The organism is Rathayibacter sp. AY2B7 (genome assembly GCF_002931635.1).
Classification (GTDB): Bacteria; Actinomycetota; Actinomycetes; order Actinomycetales; family Microbacteriaceae; genus Rathayibacter.
In genome coordinates, this window is sequence record NZ_PSUC01000071.1 from 1 (window position 1) to 19,015 (window position 19,015).

Genomic DNA, 19,015 nt, shown 5'->3' on the forward strand with positions numbered 1-19,015 from the left:
CCTGCTCCGATGTCGATTCCGAAGAGCCCGATGTGGAACGCGTGGACGAGTAGGAAGCCGGGAACTAGATGCACGCCGACGGCGGCCACAGCGAGCATCGCAACCGGAGTGCGCGGATCGCGTTCCTTCCGAATCGATGACCGGTGATTCACGCGAAGGACACCATGAGAGCTCGTGCGCGTTCCACGACGAGTCGGGGCGCTCGTGATGCTCGCTGTGGCCGCCGTCGGCGTGCATCTAGTTCCCGGCTTCCTACTCGTCCACGCGTTCCACATCGGGCTCTTCGGAATCGACATCGGAGCAGGAGCCGCCTACCCGAGCAGTCACGACGTTCCCCGAGCCCGCTTTGAAGCAGACCTGGACCACGTTCTTCGCTGGCCGAGTGAACGCACGCGAAGCGTGGGCCGGTCGTCGGCGCACTCCGGCAGCCTTTTCGAGAGGAACGCCTGACACGCTGAACGTCCGCACCCGGTAGACCATCCCCTACTGGGACGGCGACTCGCCGCGCGATGCCGTCCCGACGTCATCGCGGCCGGCGCCGAAGTCGGGGACAGTCAGCGGGTGGGAGGCGAGTTCGATGGCTTGCTCGCGGGTGAGGTGCTGCGGGAAGTTCACATGAGCGAACCGGCCCGTGGGATCGTCCGAAGAGGACGGTATCGAGACACTGCTTCCCTGGAGGAACGTCACGATCGCGTCCTGGGTGGGATCGGTGGTGACTCGGCCCAGCCTGTCGCGCAGTTCGAGGAGCACCTTCTGGCCTGGCGCCGACACCTCGAGGACGACCTGCTTCGACCGGCCGGTCTCGATCCTCCGTGCCGTGGTGAACGACGCGAAGGGCGTGACCCGCGAGCGCACGCGAACCGTCTCGGCTGACAGGTCGGCGTACGGTGCAGGTTGGCGAATGGCGTGCACTACAAGCGGCAGAACGTTGAACACGACGAGCGCACCGACGAGTACCGCCAGGCGAGCAGCAAGGGGAACGGCGACCGGATCCAGTGCGTCGAAGATGACGTTGCCGCCGATGATCGCCACGACAGTGACTCCGATGAGAACACGCTCCGTCGGCGCTCCTGCGCGACTGAACCAGTTCCATTGAGTGAGTCGCACCTCGGACGCCGCGCGTCCACTTGTGAACCCTGCCGCCATCGCTCACCCCTTCCGTTTCGTTCAGCCTGTCCTACGGCCGCGGTACTGGCCACTGGACGCTCAACCCCGACCGACGATCCTCAATCGAGACGGCGTTCTCTTGCCATGAAGCTCGAAGGGCCTCGTGACTCGCACCGACGAGCAGGTGCGAGAAGGTCACTCATGAGCACTGACGAGGAGCGGTGGAACCACACGGGGCTGATTCGAGTGTTCACCATCACCGCGTGCGCCTCTCTCGCCGCCGCCATCGCGTTCATGATCCTCGAGCTCACGACGGACCTCGACGCCGCGACGGGCGCGTTCATCTTCCTGACGCTGTTTGTCCTGAATGTCGGGCTGATTCTCGCCCGGCGACGACAGGAGGTTGCAACGGACACACCGGTCGTTCCCTTCTGAAGCGCACTGCTCCGTATGGGGATCCTTCAGCGGAACGATCAGGCGTTCGGTGCGGGTGCGAGTGTTGCGCTTCCGGAGACGACCATCCAGCGCCCGGCGATTCGTCGCCATGCGCGGACGTAGTGAAGCCGAGCCTCGATCCGTGTGCCGTGGTCGATCACAACGACGTCTACGACGGACGTGGTCTGGGCGCCGCCGGCAGAGGCCAGCGTGCTGCGACTGATTTCATCGATCGACTCGAACTTCGTTGTGCCCGACGAATGTGCTCCGAGATCTTCGTCCCGGCTGATGATCGAGCCTTCGGGTGTCGTGAAGATCAGCTCGGGTGCGAGCAGTCGACCAAGCGCATCGACGTCACTTGCGCGCATCGCGTCCAGCAATCGATCCTCGGCAGCATCGACGGTTTCGTGGAGCATGGATGGGAACGACATCCGGAAAGAGTATCTCTGCTCGTTGCGCGGCCTGCGTCCGTAGGGGGATCGGGTGCCGGGACCCTCTTCTCTCAGGCAGGCGTGTCGGAGCTCGATACTGATGTCATGGCATCACCGCTCGTCTCCGACATCGCTCACTCCGGTCTCACCGTGGCCGACCTCGACGACGCGCTGGTGCTGTGGTGCTCCGGTCTCGGGTTCGTGCTCGAGCGCACCTTCACGCTCGACGTGGACGTCACGGCGGCGACCACCGGCGTCCGTGGAGCCGTGATCCGCGCAGCGACGGTGACCCTCGGCCCCCACCGTGTGGAGCTGCTGCAGTACGACCCGCCCCGACAGCTCGAGTCCGCCGGCTCGCCCGCACAGGTCGGCACGGTGCACATCGCGCTCACGGTCTCGGACCTCGATCGTGTCCTCGAGCTCTGCGCTGGACACGGTTGGAGACCGGTCGGGACACCTCACCGGATGACCGCTGGCGCCCGAGCCGGCACGCGCATCATCTACCTCGAAGGTGCCCTCGGCGGATTCCTCGAACTGATCGCGCCCCCGCAGCTCCCGCAGGCCGCGTCGGCCGATCGCGTCGAGGGCCCGATCTCTCAGCCCGCCAACCTCGCCATCCACTCCTCCACCGCGTCGGGCGTGCGCGGCATCGCCGCCGAGAGCAGGATCGACGACGTCTCCGTCACGACGAGGTCGTCCTCGATCCGGATGCCCAGCCCCCGCAGCTCGGCGGGGACCGTCAGGTCGCCGGGCTGGAAGTAGAGGCCCGGCTCCACGGTGAGCGTGTGGCCGGCCGCGAGCACTCCGCCGAGGTACGTCTCGTGCGGAGCGTGGTTGCAGTCGTGCACGTCCATCCCGAGCATGTGCCCGGCGCGGGAGATGCTCCACCGGCGGTGGTACGACGCGGACGGGGCCATGGCCTCGTCGACCGAGCAGCGGATCAGGCCGAGGTCGATCAGCCCCTCGGTGAGGGCTCGCCCGCACGCGTCCTGGTAGTCCTGGAAGCGCACTCCCGCGCGCAGGGAGTCGATGCCGGCCTGCTGCGCGCGCAGGACGATCGAGTACACCTCCCGTTGCAGCGGAGTGAACTCGCCGCTGACCGGGAAGGTCCGGGTGATGTCGGCGGCGTAGAGCGAGGGCAGCTCGACCCCCATGTCCATCAGGACGAGATCGCCCTCGGCGAGGGGCCCGGTGTTCCGCGTGTAGTGCAGGGTCGTGGCGTGCGCTCCCGAGGCGACGACCGATCCGTAGGCCGGCCCCTGTCCCTCGACCAGGGCGCGGCGGGCGAAGGTGCCCTCGAGGTAGCGCTCGCCGCGGGGCATCGCGCGGGCGACCGGCCACGCCTCGAGGCAGTCGTCGAAGCCCCGCGCCGTGCCGTCGACGGCGACCTGCAGCCGTCCGATCTCCCAGTCGTTCTTGATCAGGCGCAGCTCGTCGAGCGTCGCCTTGAGCACGAGGTGCGGTCCGAGCTCCGGTCCGCAGATGCTCCGCACCAGCTCGTCGACGCTCTCGTCGAGGGTGGGCAGCACCCGGATGCGCCGGGCCCGCCGCGCGGCCCGCTCCACGTCGCGCGTGAAGTCGGCCAGCGGCCGGGTCTCGATGCCCAGCGCCGCCTGCGTCTCGGCGAGCGACGGCCGCGGCCCGACCCAGAGGTCGCCGAGCGCGTCGTTCTGCCAGAACTCGTCGCCGTCGCGGCCGGAGGGAGCACGCAGGTACAGGATCGAGCCGGCCTCCCCTCCCGTCGTGTCGACGACGAGCACGCTCTCGGCGACTCCGTTGCCCGTCAGCCACACGTGATCGGTGCCCGGGCGGAAGCGGTGGTCGCTGTCGTTCGAGCGCACCCGCGGCAGGCCGGCGGGGATGATCAGCAGCTCGGCGGGCAGCGCCTGCGCCAGTCGCGACCGGCGCTCCGCGGTGTAAGCGAGCACCGGGTCGTCCGGGTCGATCACCGGCTCCGGATCGGCCCAGCCGGCGGTCATGAACGCGCCGTCCCCGGGGAGCGGGCTGCGGTTCACGGCCCTCGGCATGCTCCAGAGAGCGGACTCCTCGGCCCGCGCCTCCTCCACCGCGCTCACGCGCTCGTCCGCTCCAGCGCGTCGGGCAGCTCCTCGAGCCAGGCCGCCCGGTCGGCGTCGAGTGGAGCCAGCGGCAGCCGCCCCAGGCCGTCCGGCAGCGGGATCGCCGCGAGCAGCGCTCGCGTGTACGGGTGCAGCGGGCTCTGCCACACCGTCTCGGTGTCCCCCGACTCCACGACCCGGCCGCGGTACATCACGAGCACCCGGTCGGCGATGCGCCGGACCACCGAGAGGTCGTGCGAGATGAACAGCATGCCCGCGCCGGCCTCGACGCTGAGCGAGCGCATCAGCGCGGCGACGCTCGTCTGGGTCGAGGCGTCGAGGGCCGAGATCGGCTCGTCGGCCACGAGCATCCGCGGCCTCGCCGCCAGTGCCCGCGCGATGGCGATGCGCTGCTTCTGGCCGCCGGAGAACTCGTGCGGGAACCGGCTCGCCATCGCCGGGTCGAGCCCGACGCGGCGCAGCCAGTCGGCCGGATCCGAGCCCTCCGCGCCCCTGGCGAGCGCCGCCCGGACGCCGTCGCCGATCTGCTCGCCGATGCGGCGACGGGGGTTCAGCGAGGAGTTCGGGTCCTGGAAGACCATCTGCACGCCGGTCATCGCCGGACTGCGCCGACGGAGTCCGAGCGCGGGCACGTCGACGCCGTTCAGGCGCACGTCGCCACCGCGGCGCTTCTCGATGCCGACCACGGCGCGCGCGAGGCTCGACTTGCCGCAGCCGCTCTCGCCGACCAGCGCGACGACCTCGCCCGCCGCCACCCGGAAGCCGACCCCGTCGACGGCACGCAGCGGCGGTCGCCCCCCGTACTCGACCACGATGCCGTCGGCCTCGAGAACCACTCCCGCGCTCATCGCGCACCCCTCTCGACGTCGCCTGCCCTGGCCGCGCCCGGATCGTCCGCGGCGGCGGCCCTCTCGTGCCCCTCGACGAGCTCGGCGACCAGCTCCTCCGGGCTCTCCTCGAAGCTCGAGCCGGGCAGAGCCGCGAGCAGCGCCCGCGTGTACTCGTCCTCGGGCGCGGTGAACAGCCGCTCTCGCGGAGCCGACTCCACGACGAGCCCCTGGCGCATCACCGTCACCTCGTCGGCCACGGCGCTCATCACGCCGAGGTCATGGGTGACGAGCAGGATGCTCAGCCCGCCGTCGTCGACCAGCTCCCGCAGCAGCTGCAGCACTCCGGCCTGCACGGTCACGTCGAGCGCGGTCGTCGGCTCGTCGGCCAGCAGCACCGAGGGCTCGCACGCGAGCGCCACCGCGATCGCGATGCGCTGCCGCTGACCGCCGGAGAACTGGTGGGGGTAGCGCCCGAGGGAGGCCCGGGCGTCCGGGACCCGCACCCGCTCGAGCAGGGCCTCGGCCCTGGACCGCGCGGCCTCCTTGCCGAGACCGAGGTGGTGGCGCAGGTGGTCGGTGAGCTGGCGGCCCACGGTGAGCTGCGGGTGCAGGCTCGTCGACGGGTCCTGGAAGACCATGGCGACCCGGCGTCCGCGCACCGCGCCGAGCACCTGCCGGGACGCGCCGACGAGCTCCGTCGTGCCGTCGCCGGTGTCGTCGGCGAGGCGGATGCTCCCGCTGGCCGTCATCGATCCGGGCAGCAGTCCGAGCACCGCCAGGGCGGTCATGGTCTTGCCCGAGCCCGACTCGCCGGCGAGACCGTGGATGCCACCGCGGCGCAGCGCCAGATCGATGCCGTCCACGACGGCGTGGCTGCGGGTGCGGATGCGCAGCCCGCTGATGGTCAGTGCGTCGCTCACAGTGTGGCGCCTCCTCCGCGGATCGTCTGCGACCGCGGGTCCAGGGCGTCGCGCAGGGCGTCGCCGACGAAGTTGAACGCGATGACGACGGTGAGGATGGCCAGGCCCGGGAAGACCCCGATCCACCACGCGTCGAAGTTCTGGATGGCGTCCGACACCATCGAGCCCCACTCGGCGGTCGGCGGCTTCGCGCCGAGCCCGAGGAACGACAGGCCCGACAGCAGGAGGATGGCCGTGCCGATGTCGAGGCTCGCCAGGACGAGCACCGGGCCCACGATGTTGGGCGCGATGTCGCGGACGAGGGAGCGCAGCGGCGAGAAGCCGAGCAGCTGTCCGGACACGACGTAGTTCGACGAGCGGAGGCCGAGCACGAGACCGCGGGTCAGCCGGGCGTAGGACGGCCACGACACGATCAGCGCCGCGAGCACCGCGTTCAGGAGCGACGCTCCGAGCGCGGCCGCGATCACCATCGCCAGGATGACCGTGGGGAACGCCATCACGAGGTCGGTGATGCGCATCGCGACCTCGTCGACCGCGCGGCCGAAGAATCCGGCGACGGATCCGACGATCGCGCCGATCAGCACCGACATCACGACGAGCAGCAGGGCGAGCGGGATGGTGACCCGGGCACCCCAGATCACGCGCGAGAACACGTCCCGGCCGAGCGCGTCGGTCCCCATCAGCGTGCCCTCACCGGGCGCCTGGAGGAGGGGCAGGTCCTGCGCGAGCGGATCGTGCGGGGCGATGACGGGGGCGAGCACGGCGATGAGGATCCAGAGCACGCCGACGGCGGCGCCGAGGAGTCCGAGCGGCGCCGACCAGCGACCCAGGCGCAGGCGGGGGCGGCGCAGGCGGAGGCCGGGGGCGGCGACCGGGTCGAGCACTCCGGCACCGACGCCGTCGCGCGGACCGGCCGGAGCGCCGTCGCGCGGGTCGGACCGGGTGGTTCGCGGATCCGTCACGAGGCCAGCCTCACTCTCGGGTCGAGCACGCCGTACAGCAGGTCGACGATCAGGTTCACGAGCAGGTACATCACGCCGATGAGCAGACCGACGCCCATGATGCCGCGCAGGTCGAGGTGCGACGCGGCCTGGTAGGCGTAGGAGCCGATCCCGGGCCAGCCGAAGACCGCCTCGACGAGCACGGTGCCGCTGAGCAGGCTGCCGAAGGCGAGGCCCACGACGGTGAGGATCGGGATGCTCGCCCCGCGCAGCACGTAGGAGAAAGTGACCGCGCGGTTCGGCAGCCCCTTCGCGCGGGCGGCCCGCACATAGTCCTGGTCGAGGATCTCGAGCACCGCGGTGCGCACGAACCGGGTCAGCAGGCCCACCGTGTAGAGCGTCAGGACGAGGACGGGGAGGAAGAGGTGCGACGCCGCGTCGAGGAAGGTGTCGAGCTGGCCGGCGAGCAGGGCGTCGACCGTGTAGAGGCCCGTCACCGTCGGCGGCGTGGTGAAGTCGCTGCTCAGCCGGCCGGATCCCGGCGCGATCCGCAGCTGGAAGTAGAGGACGTAGTAGAGGACCAGCGCGAGCCAGAAGGTCGGCACGCTGAGGCCGGCCAGCGAGACCACGCGCAGCACGTGGTCGGAGGCCTTTCCGCGCCGGTAGGCGGCGACGGTGCCGAACAGCACGCCGATGATCACGCTGAGCACGATGGCGCCGAAGGCGATCTCGAGGGTGGCCGGCAGCGCCTTCGCCAGGTCGGCGACCACCGGGTTGTGCGTGGTGGTGGAGACGCCGAGGTCGCCGTGAAGCAGGTTGCCGAGGTAGGTGAAGTACTGCACGACGAGCGGCTGGTCGAGACCGTACTGGGCGCGGAACTGCGCGACGATCTCCGGATCCTCCGCAGCGCGCTGGCCGAGGGCGGCCGCCACGGGGTCGCCCGGCACGAGGTTGGTCAGGATGAAGGTGACGAGGGTCACGCCCACCACCAGCAGCAGCGAGGTGAGCACGCGGCGGAGCGCGTAGCGGAGGAACGGGTGGGCCGCCCGGCCCCCGCGCTGACGCGGGGTCCGGACGGCCGTCGTGGTGGTGGACACGGGCTACTGCGCGGTGAGGGCCGCGATGTCGATGGTCCACACCGCGTTGTAGACGACACCCGAGACGTCCTTCGCCGCGGCGATGTTGTTGCCGGGCTGGAGCAGCGGGATGAAGGGGCCGTCGGCGTTCAGCGCGGTCTGCAGCTCCTCGAAGCGCGACTGGCGCTCGTCGTCGCTGCCGCCGGTGGCCGCGGCGTCGGCCAGCGCCGAGATCGCGGGGGCCGCACCATCGGTCCAGCCGGAGCGGAGGCCCACGACGTCGCCCGGGGTGAAGACGAGGTAGTCGCTCGGGTCCGGGTAGTCCGGGCCCCAGTACCAGAGGCCCATGGTCTCGGTGCCGTTGCGGTAGGCGTCGAGCTCGGTGGCGACGGGGGCCGGGGCGAGCTCGACGGTGATGCCGGCGTCCTTGAGCTGCGACTGGATGCGCTGCGCGATGGTCGGGAAGTCGATGCCGTTCAGGCTGATGTCGCTCGGGAAGTTGAGCGTCACGGACTCGCCGGCGTAGCCGCTCTTCGCGAGGTCCGCCTTCGCGGCGTCGAGGTCCTGGGTGAGCGCGCCGCTCTCGGGCAGGGCGCCGAGCAGCATGCTCGGGATGACGCCGGACGCCTGGGCGGTGCCGTTGCCGGCGATCGAGACGAGGTCGTCGTAGTCGACGGCCTCCTTCACGGCCTTCACGAAGTCGGGGTTCGACGTGATCGCCGAGACGCTCGGGTTCTGGTTGAGCAGCAGGAAGATCACGTTCGCCGACGGGTCGCTGGTCACCGCGACCGAGTCGCCGAGCGCCTCCGCCTGGGTGCCCGAGAGGTCCAGCGCGACGTCGGCGCTGCCGCCCTCGACGTTGATCTTCTGGGTCGCGCCCTCGACGTTCTGGATGACGACGCGGCCGTAGCCCGGGGCGTCGCCGTCGTAGTTCTCGTTCGCGGTCAGCACGACCTGCGAGGCGAGGTCGAGCGTGTCGAGCACGTACGGGCCGGAGCCGGCGGAGGTGGTGTTGAGGAACGTCTCGGCGGTGTCGGTCTCGTCGGTGGTGCCGCCGTTCTCCTTCACGACCTTCGAGTTCAGGATGCCGAGCGCCGGGTTCGCCAGGATCGCCGGCAGGGCGGGCGTGGGGTTCTCGGTGGTCAGCACCACCGTCGTGTCGTCCTTCTTCGTGACGGTGACGCCGTCCAGGAGGAACGAGGGGTTGCCCTTGAGGCCGATCACGCGCTGCAGCGAGAACACCACGTCGTCGGCGGTCATCGCGGTGCCGTCCGAGAAGGTGTGCTCGCCGTTCAGGGTGAGGGTGAAGGTCTTCGCGTCGTCGGACTGCTCGAGACTCGCGAGGCCGTCGACGACCTGCGAGACGTCGCCGCCCTCGAAGGTGAGGAGGGTCTCGTAGAGCGCCTTGTCGACCATCTGGCCGGTCGGCTCGTACATGCGGCCCGGGTCGGCGGTCTTGAGGTCGAACGCCTTGTTGATGGTGAGCGTCGCGCTGCTGCCGTCGGCGGTGTCGACGCGGCCCGAGGAGCAGCCCGCCACGAGGAGGGCGAGGGAGACCGCCGCGGCGGCGATCACCACTCGCGTCGGGGCGCAGCGCGGGGTGCGGGTGGAGCGGACAACCATGGAGGCCTCCTGGCGAGGGTTCGGCTGGACGTGTTGCGAAACGATGGCACATCGCGACGCACTCCGTTTCCAGAGGGCCGCTATCGTGGACGAACTGCCGCCCGCAGTGACGAAGGAGTGGATTATGTCGATCACCGATCCGGCCGCCGGTGCGGTCGCTGGACAAAGCGCGGGCGGGCTCGACGACCTCAATCTGCGCATCCTCGCCGTCCTGCGCGAGAACGGGCGCATCTCGATGTCCGCCCTGGCCGAGCGGGTGAACGTCTCGCGGGCGAGCGTCTACAACCGGGTCGAGCAGCTCACCGCATCCGGCGTCATCACCGGGTTCTCGGCCCTGGTCGATCCGGGAAAGGTGGGGCTCGACGTCTGCGCCCTGGTGTTCGTGACGGTGCACCCGCAGTCGTGGCACCGGTTCCGCGAGGGCATCCTCCAGATGCCCGACGTGGAGTACTGCTGCATCACGACCGGCGAGCACGACGCGATGCTCCTGGTCCGCTCGCTCGACATCGGCGGCGTGCACGACTTCGTCACCGGCGTGGTCGCGGCCCGGCCCGAGGTGAAGTCGGTGGTCTCGGTCGTCGTGCTCGACGAGGTGGTGCGGAAGGCCTATCTGCTGCCCTCCGACATCCCCGACCGCTCCGGATCGACGAACCGGCTCGGCATGACGCGGTTCACCACCGCGGGGAACGGCCGCGACGCGGCGCGCTGAGCGTCAGACCTCGACGCAGATGCTGACGTGGTCGTCGCCGTCGATCTCGAACTCCTCGACGAGCCGCAGCAGGCCCTCGCCGTCGAGCTCGACGCGGCTGCCCGCGGTGCCGCTGACGAGGGTCCCGCCGTCGATCAGCTGGTGCACGAAGGAGACCTGCAGGGCGTCACCCGTGCGCGTGCCGACGAAGCGGCCGAAGGTCACGGTGTCGCCGAGATAGTCACCCCAGATCACTCCGTCGCGCTCGGAGTAGTGGAACCGCGACGGCGACTCCGGGTCGACCGCGCTGTTGGTCGAGGAGGTCATCACGAACTCGCGGCCGTCGAGACTGGGGGCGGTGGTGGCGTCGTTCACGTCATGGAGTATGCCGGAGGGGTCGAGGTGTCCTGGCCGCACGCCGGTTTCGTCTCATCCTTCGGTTCCCGGGCCTCCAGAACTGGACGAATGCGGTGTCCGCGCACCCCTGAACGGTCTATTCGTCCGGGATCCACGGTTGCGGTCCGAACGACGTCGGTCGAACCGAGCCGAAGGCCCTCCGGCGCGGAGCGGGCGACCCCACGGACAGGACGTCGTCCGGTGCCTGCGAGGCGTCCGGACTTCCCGGGCCGCCTCGATGCTCCAGCGATTCGTCCGCGATCGGATTCTTTCCCGTACTCTCAAAAGCCGTACGGGGAATGAATCGGGGCTCATTCGCATCCGATTCGAATTCAGCATCTTGGGGGCGCAATGGATCCGCAGCAATCGGTGAAGAGTGATCGCGCCCTGTGCGCCAACGCGAGGAGCGACGGATGACGGGATCGAGCACGGCAGGGGCCGTCGTGAAGCGCCCCGAGTCGCGAGAGTGGATCGACTTCGCCAAGGGCGTCGCGATCAGTCTCGTCGTGCTCTACCACTCGTCGTTGTTCCTGGGATTCTTCGGCCTCGAGGGGTACGTCCCGAAGCTCCGCACTGTGCTGCTCTACTTCCCCATGCCGGTGTTCTTCTTCATCGCGGGCCTCACGGCCGCCCGGATGCTGACGTGGACGTTCGCCGAGCTGTGGCGCCGCCGGGTCCTCGCGCTGGTGTACCTCTATCTGCTGTGGTCGTTCATCCGGGTCGTCTTCTACCTCATCGTCCCGTTCTCACGGTCGGAGGCCACCTCACCGACGGACCCGCTCAACGTGCTGGTGCTCCCCATCCTGCCGTCGAGCAGCTACTGGTTCATCTGGGCTCTCGCGATCTTCAGCATCCTCGCCTGGGCGATCCGCAAGGTGCCCCGGTGGATCCAGCTCTCGGTGGCCGGGCTGCTGTCCGTCGCGTCCACGACCACGGGCCTGCTGGACACCGACAACATCGGCTGGGACCGGGTGCTCCAGAACTTCATCTTCTTCCTCGTGGCGATGTTCATCCCCCGCACGTTCTACCGCTTCGCCGCCCGCGTGAAGGTCTGGCAGGCGCTCGCGCTCGCAGTGTCCTACATCGGCATCATCGCGGTGATCGTCGCCTTCGACGCCAACCGCATTCCGGGCGTCATCCTGATCGCCAGTTCGGTCGCGATCGTCCTGGGCATCGCCGGCTCCCAGTACCTCGTCAAGGTCCGCGCACTGAAGATCTTCGTCACCATGGGGCAGCAGAGCTTCCAGATCTATCTCCTGCACCTCTTCGTGATCGCTGTCGTCGTCGCGTTCGTCCCCCTGCTCGGCGAGACGAATGTCCCGACCGGCCCGGCGACGGTCTTCCCGTTCGCCCTGACGGTGTTCTCCCTCTGGGCGTCGCTGTTCCTCTTCCAGTCGCTGCGGCGCTTCTCCTGGTTGTGGGTGAGCCCGTTCAGCACCGGCAAGTCCCAGAAGAAGCGCCTCGCCGCCAAGGAGGCGAGATCGGCCGCGGTCCAGCCCACCGCGGTCGAGTCCGCAGCTCCTGTCGCCCCGGCCGATGAGCCCGCTGACGCGGGGACTGCGGGCAGACCGGAGAAGGACTGACCGGCGAGCACCTCCCGGGCGACTCCCCGGGCGACCCTTCCAGGCCCGAGTCGTCTCGGGCGCCGGTGAGTCCGCCTCAGACCGGGCCGGCCCGCGCTGCTCGGTCTCGGGCGAGCCGAGGGAGCAGTCGGACGAGGACGACCATGCCGACGAGTTCCACGAGGGTCTGCGTGACGACGACGACGGGCGCGAGCGACAGCGGTGCCGGGAGCGCGAGTGCGAGGGGCAGCACGACGAGCGAGTTGCGGGTCGCGCCGCTGAACACGAGGGCGCGCGTCGCGGGCACGTCGAGTCGGAAGACGCGTCCAGCACCCAGCCCCAGAGCGGTCATGACCACGAGGAATCCCGCGTAGAGCGGGACGAGAACGAGAAGCCGGCTGGCCGAGGCGCCCACGGCGCCGGACTGGGAGGCGACGACGGTGAAGAGCGTGGCCGTCATGAGCGGCACCATGAGCCCGAGCATCGTGGACTCGACGATCCGGCCGGACACGTGTCGGCGCGCCAGGGCCTGCACCAGCCCGGCCGCAGACAACGGCACCACGATCAGCAGCAGGAACGCCCGCGCGAACGGACCGGCGTCGACCACCGCCACCCCCGCAGGACCGATGAAGAGCAGCAGATACACGGGGAGGAGGAGGATCTGCGCGAGCATCAGCAGCGGTGCGGCGGCGAGCAGCCGGTCGGACGCCCCTCCGGCGAGCCCGGCGAACACGATCACGTAGTCGATGCACGGCGTCAGGAGCACCAGGAGGACCCCGAACAGCAGCACCGGAGTGTCGGCGACGAATCGGGACAGCCCGTAGGCGACGAGCGGCACGACGACGAAGTTCAGCACCCCGACCGCGGCGAGGAAGCGGCCGTCGCGCAGAGACCGTCCGATCGCGGCGAACGGGACCCCGAGGAACGTGGCGAACAGCAGCAGCGCGAGCACCGGTTCGATCGCGACCTCGAGGTGGTGCGCGGCGGGCAGCAGCAGTCCGAGAGCGGCGCCGGCGGCGATCGCGGCGAGGTAGAGCGGGATCTGGCGGTGCTCGAGCCAGGCGACGAGCGCTCTCACGACAGCAGGTCGGCGAGAAGGAGGGGCACGGGTGCAACGGTAGAGGTCCGAACCGCTTGAGGGTCGAGCGGGGGGGTGAACCAGTGACGACACGTCGATCGGGGGCCCTCCGTGAACCTCGAGCACCGGTGCTCCCTCGACGTGCTCGCATCTGCCAGCCGTTCGAAGCGGCCCGCAGGTGCTGTTCAGCCGCTCGTCGCGGCGGAGGGGCCCTGGTGAACGGACCGGGCCGAGGCCCTGATCTCCCCGATGCTCGACGACGGCGATTCGACCGTCTCGACGCGGCAAGCCGGAGTCCAGGCGGAGCTCCACGTCTGGCCCGGCGCGTTCCACGGGTTCACCAGCATGATGCCCGGCGCCGAGCTGTCGCGAACCGCCGTCTCCGCGCTGGCCGGGTGGACGACGCGCCTTCTGAGCGGACGACCGTGACACGACTAGCGTCCCGCGCTCCTGCGCTCGCCGGATCCGGAGACCACCATCGATCGCGGGCCCAGGACGGCGTCGAACGGGGCTCGTGCAGGACGGTCGCCTGTCGGAGGGGAGATCAGGAGGCGGGTGCCGGCAGCAGGCCCGCCTGCTGCTGGAAGGTCAGGTCGTCCTCGAGGTGCCAGTCCTCGACGATCCGCCCCCTCGCGCCGACGTGCTGGATGTCGATCGCGCCGAACTCGATCGGCTGGCCCTGGCCCTGGACTCCGCCGGAGACGCCGGTGAAGTGGCCGGTGAAGGTCAGGCGCGCGGTGAAGGTGTCGCCCGTGACGTACAGGTCGTCGAGCGAGCACGCCAGGTCGGGCACCGCCGCGCGGAACTGCTCCGAGGCGGTGATCGGCCCCTCGACTCCCTGGGGTCGCCCCGTCGGGAGGGTGCGGTCGAGGAAGGAGTCGTCGACGGCGAGCTCGAGCCAGGTCTCGTCGCCCGTGTTCCAGAAGGAGTAGAGCTGTTGCGCGCGGAGGACGACGGGTCGGCTCGCTTCGACGCTCGAGTCCCCCAGATGCACGGTCCCGGGCTGCACGAGGCCGTCGTCGCCGCTCACCGCCGCGGCCGGGTCCTCCGTCGCGACCGTGCTCGCGCAGCCGGCGGTGGCGAGGAGTGCGGCGAGACCGACGGCGAGGAGGGGTGCGCGGCGGTTCATGCGAGCCGCCCGCCGCCGTCGACGTGCAGCGTCGTCCCGGTCACGAACGTGTTGTCCATGGCGAAGCGCACGGCGGACACGATGTCGTCGACCGAGCCGATCCGGCGAGAAAGATTCCCGGCCGCCGTCTCGGCGAACATCGCTGATTTCTCCTGCTCGCCCAGTGCGTCCCAGGCGCCGGAGTCGATGATCCCCGGCGAGATCGCGACGGCGCGCACCGGGGCGAGCTCGACCGCGAGCGCCTCGACCAGGAAGGAGACCGCTCCGTTGGTCGTCGCCATCACCGCGAGCCCCGCCGACGGCCTCCAGGCGGCGACACCGGAGAAGAAGAGGAAGCCGCCGCCCGGCCGGACGGAGGACGCGAGGTGCTTGGCGAGCAGGATCGGGCCGATGACCTTCGCGTCGAACGCCATCACGACGGCATCGCGCTCCAGCCCGGTGACCGGGCCGTTCGCGTGCGCCGCCGCGAACGAGACGACGAAGTCGAGGGGCCCGAGATCGGCGGCCGCCGCGATGCTCGACTCATCGGCGAGATCGATCCGGACGGACCGGAGCCGGCCGCCGGACTCCCCCGCGTCGTCACCGAGCGCCTCCGGGTGACGTCCGCCGACGATCACGTCGTCACCTCTCTCGAGCAGCTCGCGCACGAGAGCGCGGGCGATGCCGGATCCCCCTCCGACGACGAGCACGCGGTTCTTCTTCTCGTTCATGGTGCCTCCCTGTCGAGGAGCCGGTGCGGCTCCTTCGTTCGTGACAACCAGGGGACGGACACCATCAGTCCATAAACGACCGTCGCATATCTGAGGTCAGGGATAGGGTTCGTCTATGCCCAGTCTTCGAGCCCTCGAGGTGATGGTGACGCTGGCGCGGGTCGGATCGATCGGCGCGACCGCTCGCGCGCTGCACCTCTCGCAGCCCGCGGTCTCCCACCAGGTCGCGTCCCTCGAGCGCGAGGTCGGGGTGCCCCTCGTCGACCGGAATCCGGCCGGCGCGACCCTCACCCGGTACGGTCGCGCGCTCGTCGAGCACGCCCGCCTCGCCGTCGACGCCGCCGAACGCGCCGTGGCGGCCGCGCGGACGGCGGACGCGGAGCAGCCGATCCGGCTCGCCGTCGCCGAGAGCTTCACCCTGCCCTTCCTCGTCCCCGTGGTCACCCGGTGGAACGCCGACGGACGCACGCCGCTGCAGCTCGTCGAGACGACCAGCGCCGCCACCTCGATCGACGACCTGCGCGCCGGCCTCCTCGACCTCGTCGTCGTCCCCGGGCCGGCGACGGTGGACGGACTGCACGTCGAGCGCCTCGGGACGGAGGAGATCGTCGTCGTCGGCCGGCCCGCCGGAGAGGTCTCGGCGGGCCGGCTCCCCATGGCCGAGCTCGGTGAGGCGGGAGGCCTGATCGGCGTGGACGCGTCGAACGGGTACGGCGCCTGGCTGGCCGAGCGGCTCGCGGGAGCCGGAGTGCTCGTCTCCTACGCCCTCCAGACCCGGTCCGTGCAGCAGGCCGCCGCCCTCGCCTCCGCCGGTGTCGGAGCCGCCCCCGTCCCGCGGAGCGCCCTCGCGCACGGGATGGTCGCCGTCGGACTGCACCCGCCGCTCGAGCGCACCGTCCTGGCCGTCACTCGTGCCGTACCGGACGCCTCGGTGGCGGCACTCGTCGACGCCCTGAGACGCAGAGTCGCGAGTGCGACCCGCGCCGAGCCGGATCGGCTGTCGGGCGGCCGTCCGGTTCGTCGTGTCGGACGTATGGATCCGCGACCGCTTCCCGCCGTCGGCGCCCCGGCCACGCGTGCGCTCGAGGACGGGGGCGTGCACGATCTGGACGACGTGAGGCGGGTGGGTCTCGACCGTCTCGGAACCCTCCACGGAGTCGGGCCGAAGGCGCTCCGGCTCCTCCAGCAGGCCCTCGACGCGGACGATCGCGCTCCGTAGCGATCCCTTCCCCGCACGGTCGCCTCGACCCAGAATGGTCGGAGACTCGGCGCGCCGGTTCCCGGGGGCGATCCGACCGCGGAGGCGGCCGCCGAGGGAACGGTAGTCGGATGGACCAGGAGGCGCGATGAAGATCATGCTCGTGATGCGGTCGGACGGCAGCTACGCCGGGGGCGATGCGCCCGAGGACTACGCGGCCTGGGCGGACTACGAGGCGTCGCTGAAGGCGGACGGCGTCCTCGTCGACTCCGGACGCTTCGCCGACGCCTCCGGGGACGTCTCCGTCGAGACGGATCTGACCGCGGCGCGAAGAGAAGGCGACACTCCGGCCCCGTCCCGAGCGGAGGAGCGGTCCGCCCTCGTCGGCTACTACCTGCTCGACTGCCCGACCCGGGACGACGCCGTGCGGTACGCCCGACGCGCCCCCCTCTACGGCTCGGTCGAGGTGCACGAGCAGGCGCAGTACTGAGCCGCGGTCGCCGGTCGGGCGGCTGTCCCCGTCACCGCCGAGCGGGACCGACCGCTTCACCCGAGGGATGCGAATCGGGCGTCCGGGATCGGGACGGCGGGAGGGAAGTGGTGTACCGTCATCGCCTGACCGATTCTCATCGGAGTGGTCGACCCGTCTCACCGGCGGTGTCGATCCGGGGCTGAAAACCTCCGGCGTCCTCGAAGCCCGGAGGTCCTCCCATGTCAGTGTCCCCACGAAGTACCACCGTCGACGGTGACGCGTCCCCCTTCGTCGTCGTGGTCAGCGCAGAAGCGCACCCGAGCGGCGCGGGGTCGGAACGGTCCGATCCGGCCACCTCGCCGGCAGCGCTCGCACGTCCGAGGACGGGGTACGGCGGAGCGATCCGGCTGGCGCAGGGCCGCGTGCTCGGCCCGCCCTCCTCCCCCGGCACCGAGCTCCTCTTAGGGCTGCTCTTCTGGCGCAGCCGCCGCGACGCCGAGGATTTCGCGGCGGAACTGAGCCGCACTGAATCGTCGTGGGTCGTGGACGAGGGGATCTACCGGTTCACCACCTCGGCGACGGCGAGCCCGGACGACGCGACTCCCGTCGATCCGGTGCGCGCTGCCCCGACGGCGGCCCACGAGATCATCCGACTGGCGCCCGTCGCGGGCAAGCAGGCATGGATGGCCGAGTACAACGACAGCGAGACGCGCGATCACATCAGAACGCTCGAGGGCTTCGTCTCGACGAGCTTCTTCCGCGACCTCCGGAGCGATCGGATCATCGAGTACGTGCAGTGGCGCTCGGCCGACGACCTGACAGCGGCGTTCGGGGACGAGCGCTTCGCCGAGCACTTGAGCGTGAACAGCCATTACTCCGACGGCGAGGCTTTCCTCTTCGGAGAACGGTCGACCGATGCGGCACCCGCCGATGAACGGCCCGACGGCGCGTCCACCCCCTCCGGGACCGACGGTCCTGCCGCCGCTCAGAGCCCCGAGGCCCGACCGTGACTCGACTCGAGACCGTTCACGAGATCCTCGGGCCCTGGTCGTTGGCCACCACCCAGCGGTTCTGGGAGGGCTTCACCCCGAACCGGCTCGCGTCGCAGCCGCAGGCCGCGGGCATCCGCTCCGCCCTCCTCTGCGATGCCGACTGGCAGCGAGTGGACGTCGTGGTCACCCAGGACGGGCCGTCCGCCCGCATCGTGGTCGAGGGCCCGGGCGACCTGGACGCCGCGACCGAGCAGGTCCGTCGGCTGCTGTCCATCGACATCGACGGGCGCAGCTGGCCCGACGTCGCGGCGCGCGACGAGGTCATCGCGGACGCGCAGGCTCGGCTCCCCGGGTTCCGGCCGTGCGGCTTCTTCTCGCCCTACGAGGCGGCGGTCTGGACGGTCCTGTCGCGTCGGCTGCAGATCCGGCAGGCGGCGGCGGTCAGGACGCGTCTCGCGCAGCAGCTCGGTGATGACGGAGCCTTCCCGTCCCCGGCCGTCCTGCGTGCGGCGTCCCTCGACCTGCCCGACCGCAAGGCGGAGTACCTGCAGGCGATCGCCGAGGCCGCCCTCGACGGACAGCTCTCCGGCTCCCACCTGCGCTCGCTCCAGCCGGCCGAGGCCTTCGTCCAGGTGCAGAGCATCCTGGGGATGGGGCCGTTCTCGGCCGAGCTCGTCGTGATCCGCGGCGCGAACTTCCCCGACGTCCTGCCGCGCAACGAGGGCAGGCTGAGCGACGAAGTCGCGAAGCGCTACGGCGACGACCGGTCGATCGACGAGATCTCCGAGACGTGGACGCCGTTCCGCTCCTGGGCGGCGGTGCACCTGCGCGCGCTCGCGGAGTAGACGGGCGACTCCGAGGGGCGGCCCACCGTCAGGACGGCTCCTCCCGCAGGCGCCCCGCGGCGGCCGCTGCCGCGGAGATCTCTCCGCAGTGAGTCCGGCGACGGACGCCACCCCGAAGGCCCGGGCGGATGATGGTCGGGTGAACCGCACCGATCGTCTGTACGGGCTCGTCGAGGAGCTGCGGGCGGTCTCGCCCCGGCCGCGGAGCGCGCGCCGTCTCGCCGAGCGGTTCGAGGTGTCGGTGCGGACCATCGAGCGGGACCTGTCCGCGCTGCAGCAGGCGGGTCTGCCGATCTGGGCGGAGCCCGGCCGCACGGGCGGCTACGTCATCGACGCGTCCGCGACCCTCGGGCCGGCCGGATTCACGGTGGAGGAGGCCGTCGCCGTGCTGATCGGCCTCAGCGCGCTGCAGCGCAGTCCGTTCCGGCAGGCAGCCAGGACCGCTGCCCGGAAGACGCTCGCGGTCCTGCCGGACGACGTGGCCGCCCGCGCCGGCGCGGTCGC

General features: G+C 70.7%; 21 protein-coding genes and 1 pseudogene. 10 read left to right on the top strand and 12 right to left on the bottom strand.

The window, feature by feature from the left end; genetic code table 11:
* Window positions 1-483: 483 nt before the first annotated feature.
* A complete protein-coding gene (locus tag C5C27_RS11795) occupies window positions 484-1,032 on the bottom strand; it encodes a hypothetical protein (RefSeq protein ID WP_104314459.1) in 549 nt (182 codons plus the stop codon).
* Between the two features lie 276 nt (window positions 1,033-1,308).
* On the opposite strand from C5C27_RS11795, the gene C5C27_RS11800 reads away from it, so the two are divergent.
* Window positions 1,309-1,542 carry a hypothetical protein gene (locus C5C27_RS11800; RefSeq protein ID WP_104233966.1) on the top strand — a complete coding sequence of 78 codons (234 nt, stop codon included), beginning with the start codon at window positions 1,309-1,311 and terminating at the stop codon, window positions 1,540-1,542.
* 38 nt (window positions 1,543-1,580) lie between these two features.
* Here the strand turns inward: C5C27_RS11800 and C5C27_RS11805 are convergent, their stop codons facing one another.
* Entirely contained in the window at window positions 1,581-1,973 is a 393-nt protein-coding gene (locus C5C27_RS11805; RefSeq protein ID WP_104233967.1) for a nuclear transport factor 2 family protein, read from the bottom strand.
* 105 nt (window positions 1,974-2,078) lie between these two features.
* On the opposite strand from C5C27_RS11805, the pseudogene C5C27_RS18570 reads away from it, so the two are divergent.
* Window positions 2,079-2,465 (top strand): annotated as a pseudogene (locus tag C5C27_RS18570) (VOC family protein); the annotation flags it as partial.
* Between the two features lie 104 nt (window positions 2,466-2,569).
* Here C5C27_RS18570 and C5C27_RS11815 read toward each other — a convergent pair.
* The 6 genes from C5C27_RS11815 to C5C27_RS11840 are packed head-to-tail and all read right to left on the bottom strand — an operon-like array spanning window position 2,570 to window position 9,441.
* The gene (locus C5C27_RS11815; protein ID WP_219813167.1) at window positions 2,570-4,048 is read right to left on the bottom strand and encodes an aminopeptidase P family protein; all 1,479 of its coding nucleotides are present in this window, start codon (window positions 4,046-4,048) and stop codon (window positions 2,570-2,572) included.
* Window positions 4,045-4,899 carry an ATP-binding cassette domain-containing protein gene (locus tag C5C27_RS11820; protein ID WP_104314461.1) on the bottom strand — a complete coding sequence of 285 codons (855 nt, stop codon included), beginning with the start codon at window positions 4,897-4,899 and terminating at the stop codon, window positions 4,045-4,047. Before C5C27_RS11820 ends, C5C27_RS11815 begins: the two co-directional genes overlap by 4 nt.
* Window positions 4,896-5,801, bottom strand: a complete 906-nt coding sequence (locus C5C27_RS11825; protein WP_104314462.1) for an ABC transporter ATP-binding protein — start codon at window positions 5,799-5,801, stop codon at window positions 4,896-4,898. Before C5C27_RS11825 ends, C5C27_RS11820 begins: the two co-directional genes overlap by 4 nt.
* Window positions 5,798-6,763: an ABC transporter permease gene (locus tag C5C27_RS11830; protein ID WP_244230527.1), complete on the bottom strand. Its 966-nt coding sequence runs from the start codon at window positions 6,761-6,763 to the stop codon at window positions 5,798-5,800. The genes C5C27_RS11825 and C5C27_RS11830 overlap by 4 nt, the downstream gene beginning before the upstream one ends.
* Complete coding sequence (locus tag C5C27_RS11835) at window positions 6,760-7,839, bottom strand: ABC transporter permease (RefSeq protein WP_104239498.1); 1,080 nt, start codon at window positions 7,837-7,839, stop codon at window positions 6,760-6,762. Before C5C27_RS11835 ends, C5C27_RS11830 begins: the two co-directional genes overlap by 4 nt.
* Before the next feature lie 3 nt (window positions 7,840-7,842).
* Window positions 7,843-9,441 (bottom strand): ABC transporter substrate-binding protein, encoded by a 1,599-nt coding sequence (locus tag C5C27_RS11840; RefSeq protein ID WP_104314463.1) that lies wholly within the window; start codon window positions 9,439-9,441, stop codon window positions 7,843-7,845.
* Between the two features lie 124 nt (window positions 9,442-9,565).
* On the opposite strand from C5C27_RS11840, the gene C5C27_RS11845 reads away from it, so the two are divergent.
* A complete protein-coding gene (locus C5C27_RS11845; protein ID WP_104223259.1) occupies window positions 9,566-10,150 on the top strand; it encodes an Lrp/AsnC family transcriptional regulator in 585 nt (194 codons plus the stop codon).
* Between the two features lie 3 nt (window positions 10,151-10,153).
* On the opposite strand, the gene C5C27_RS11850 is transcribed toward C5C27_RS11845, so the two are convergent.
* Entirely contained in the window at window positions 10,154-10,504 is a 351-nt protein-coding gene (locus tag C5C27_RS11850) for a hypothetical protein (protein ID WP_258066694.1), read from the bottom strand.
* 434 nt (window positions 10,505-10,938) lie between these two features.
* Between C5C27_RS11850 and C5C27_RS11855 the strand changes: the two genes are divergently transcribed.
* Complete coding sequence (locus C5C27_RS11855) at window positions 10,939-12,108, top strand: acyltransferase family protein (RefSeq protein WP_104267688.1); 1,170 nt, start codon at window positions 10,939-10,941, stop codon at window positions 12,106-12,108.
* Window positions 12,109-12,184: 76 nt separating this feature from the next.
* On the opposite strand, the gene C5C27_RS11860 is transcribed toward C5C27_RS11855, so the two are convergent.
* A complete protein-coding gene (locus C5C27_RS11860) occupies window positions 12,185-13,165 on the bottom strand; it encodes an arsenic resistance protein (protein WP_104314464.1) in 981 nt (326 codons plus the stop codon).
* Between the two features lie 249 nt (window positions 13,166-13,414).
* Between C5C27_RS11860 and C5C27_RS11865 the strand changes: the two genes are divergently transcribed.
* Entirely contained in the window at window positions 13,415-13,594 is a 180-nt protein-coding gene (locus C5C27_RS11865; RefSeq protein ID WP_244229562.1) for a hypothetical protein, read from the top strand.
* A 115-nt stretch (window positions 13,595-13,709) separates the two neighbouring features.
* On the opposite strand, the gene C5C27_RS11870 is transcribed toward C5C27_RS11865, so the two are convergent.
* Complete coding sequence (locus C5C27_RS11870) at window positions 13,710-14,294, bottom strand: ester cyclase (protein WP_104239503.1); 585 nt, start codon at window positions 14,292-14,294, stop codon at window positions 13,710-13,712.
* The gene (locus C5C27_RS11875) at window positions 14,291-15,004 is read right to left on the bottom strand and encodes an SDR family oxidoreductase (protein WP_104314465.1); all 714 of its coding nucleotides are present in this window, start codon (window positions 15,002-15,004) and stop codon (window positions 14,291-14,293) included. The genes C5C27_RS11870 and C5C27_RS11875 overlap by 4 nt, the downstream gene beginning before the upstream one ends.
* Window positions 15,005-15,119: 115 nt before the next feature.
* Between C5C27_RS11875 and C5C27_RS11880 the strand changes: the two genes are divergently transcribed.
* The 5 genes from C5C27_RS11880 to C5C27_RS11905 form a co-directional block, all read left to right on the top strand.
* Window positions 15,120-16,223, top strand: coding sequence for a LysR substrate-binding domain-containing protein (locus C5C27_RS11880; protein ID WP_104314466.1), 1,104 nt, complete (start codon window positions 15,120-15,122; stop codon window positions 16,221-16,223).
* A gap of 127 nt (window positions 16,224-16,350) precedes the next feature.
* Window positions 16,351-16,692 (top strand): YciI family protein, encoded by a 342-nt coding sequence (locus C5C27_RS11885; protein ID WP_104314467.1) that lies wholly within the window; start codon window positions 16,351-16,353, stop codon window positions 16,690-16,692.
* A 221-nt stretch (window positions 16,693-16,913) separates the two neighbouring features.
* Window positions 16,914-17,684 (top strand): hypothetical protein, encoded by a 771-nt coding sequence (locus tag C5C27_RS11895; RefSeq protein WP_181133519.1) that lies wholly within the window; start codon window positions 16,914-16,916, stop codon window positions 17,682-17,684.
* Window positions 17,681-18,511: a DNA-3-methyladenine glycosylase gene (locus tag C5C27_RS11900; RefSeq protein ID WP_104314469.1), complete on the top strand. Its 831-nt coding sequence runs from the start codon at window positions 17,681-17,683 to the stop codon at window positions 18,509-18,511. The genes C5C27_RS11895 and C5C27_RS11900 overlap by 4 nt, the downstream gene beginning before the upstream one ends.
* Before the next feature lie 139 nt (window positions 18,512-18,650).
* The coding region (locus C5C27_RS11905; protein WP_146079673.1) for a YafY family protein at window positions 18,651-19,015 on the top strand (365 nt) is incomplete at its 3' end.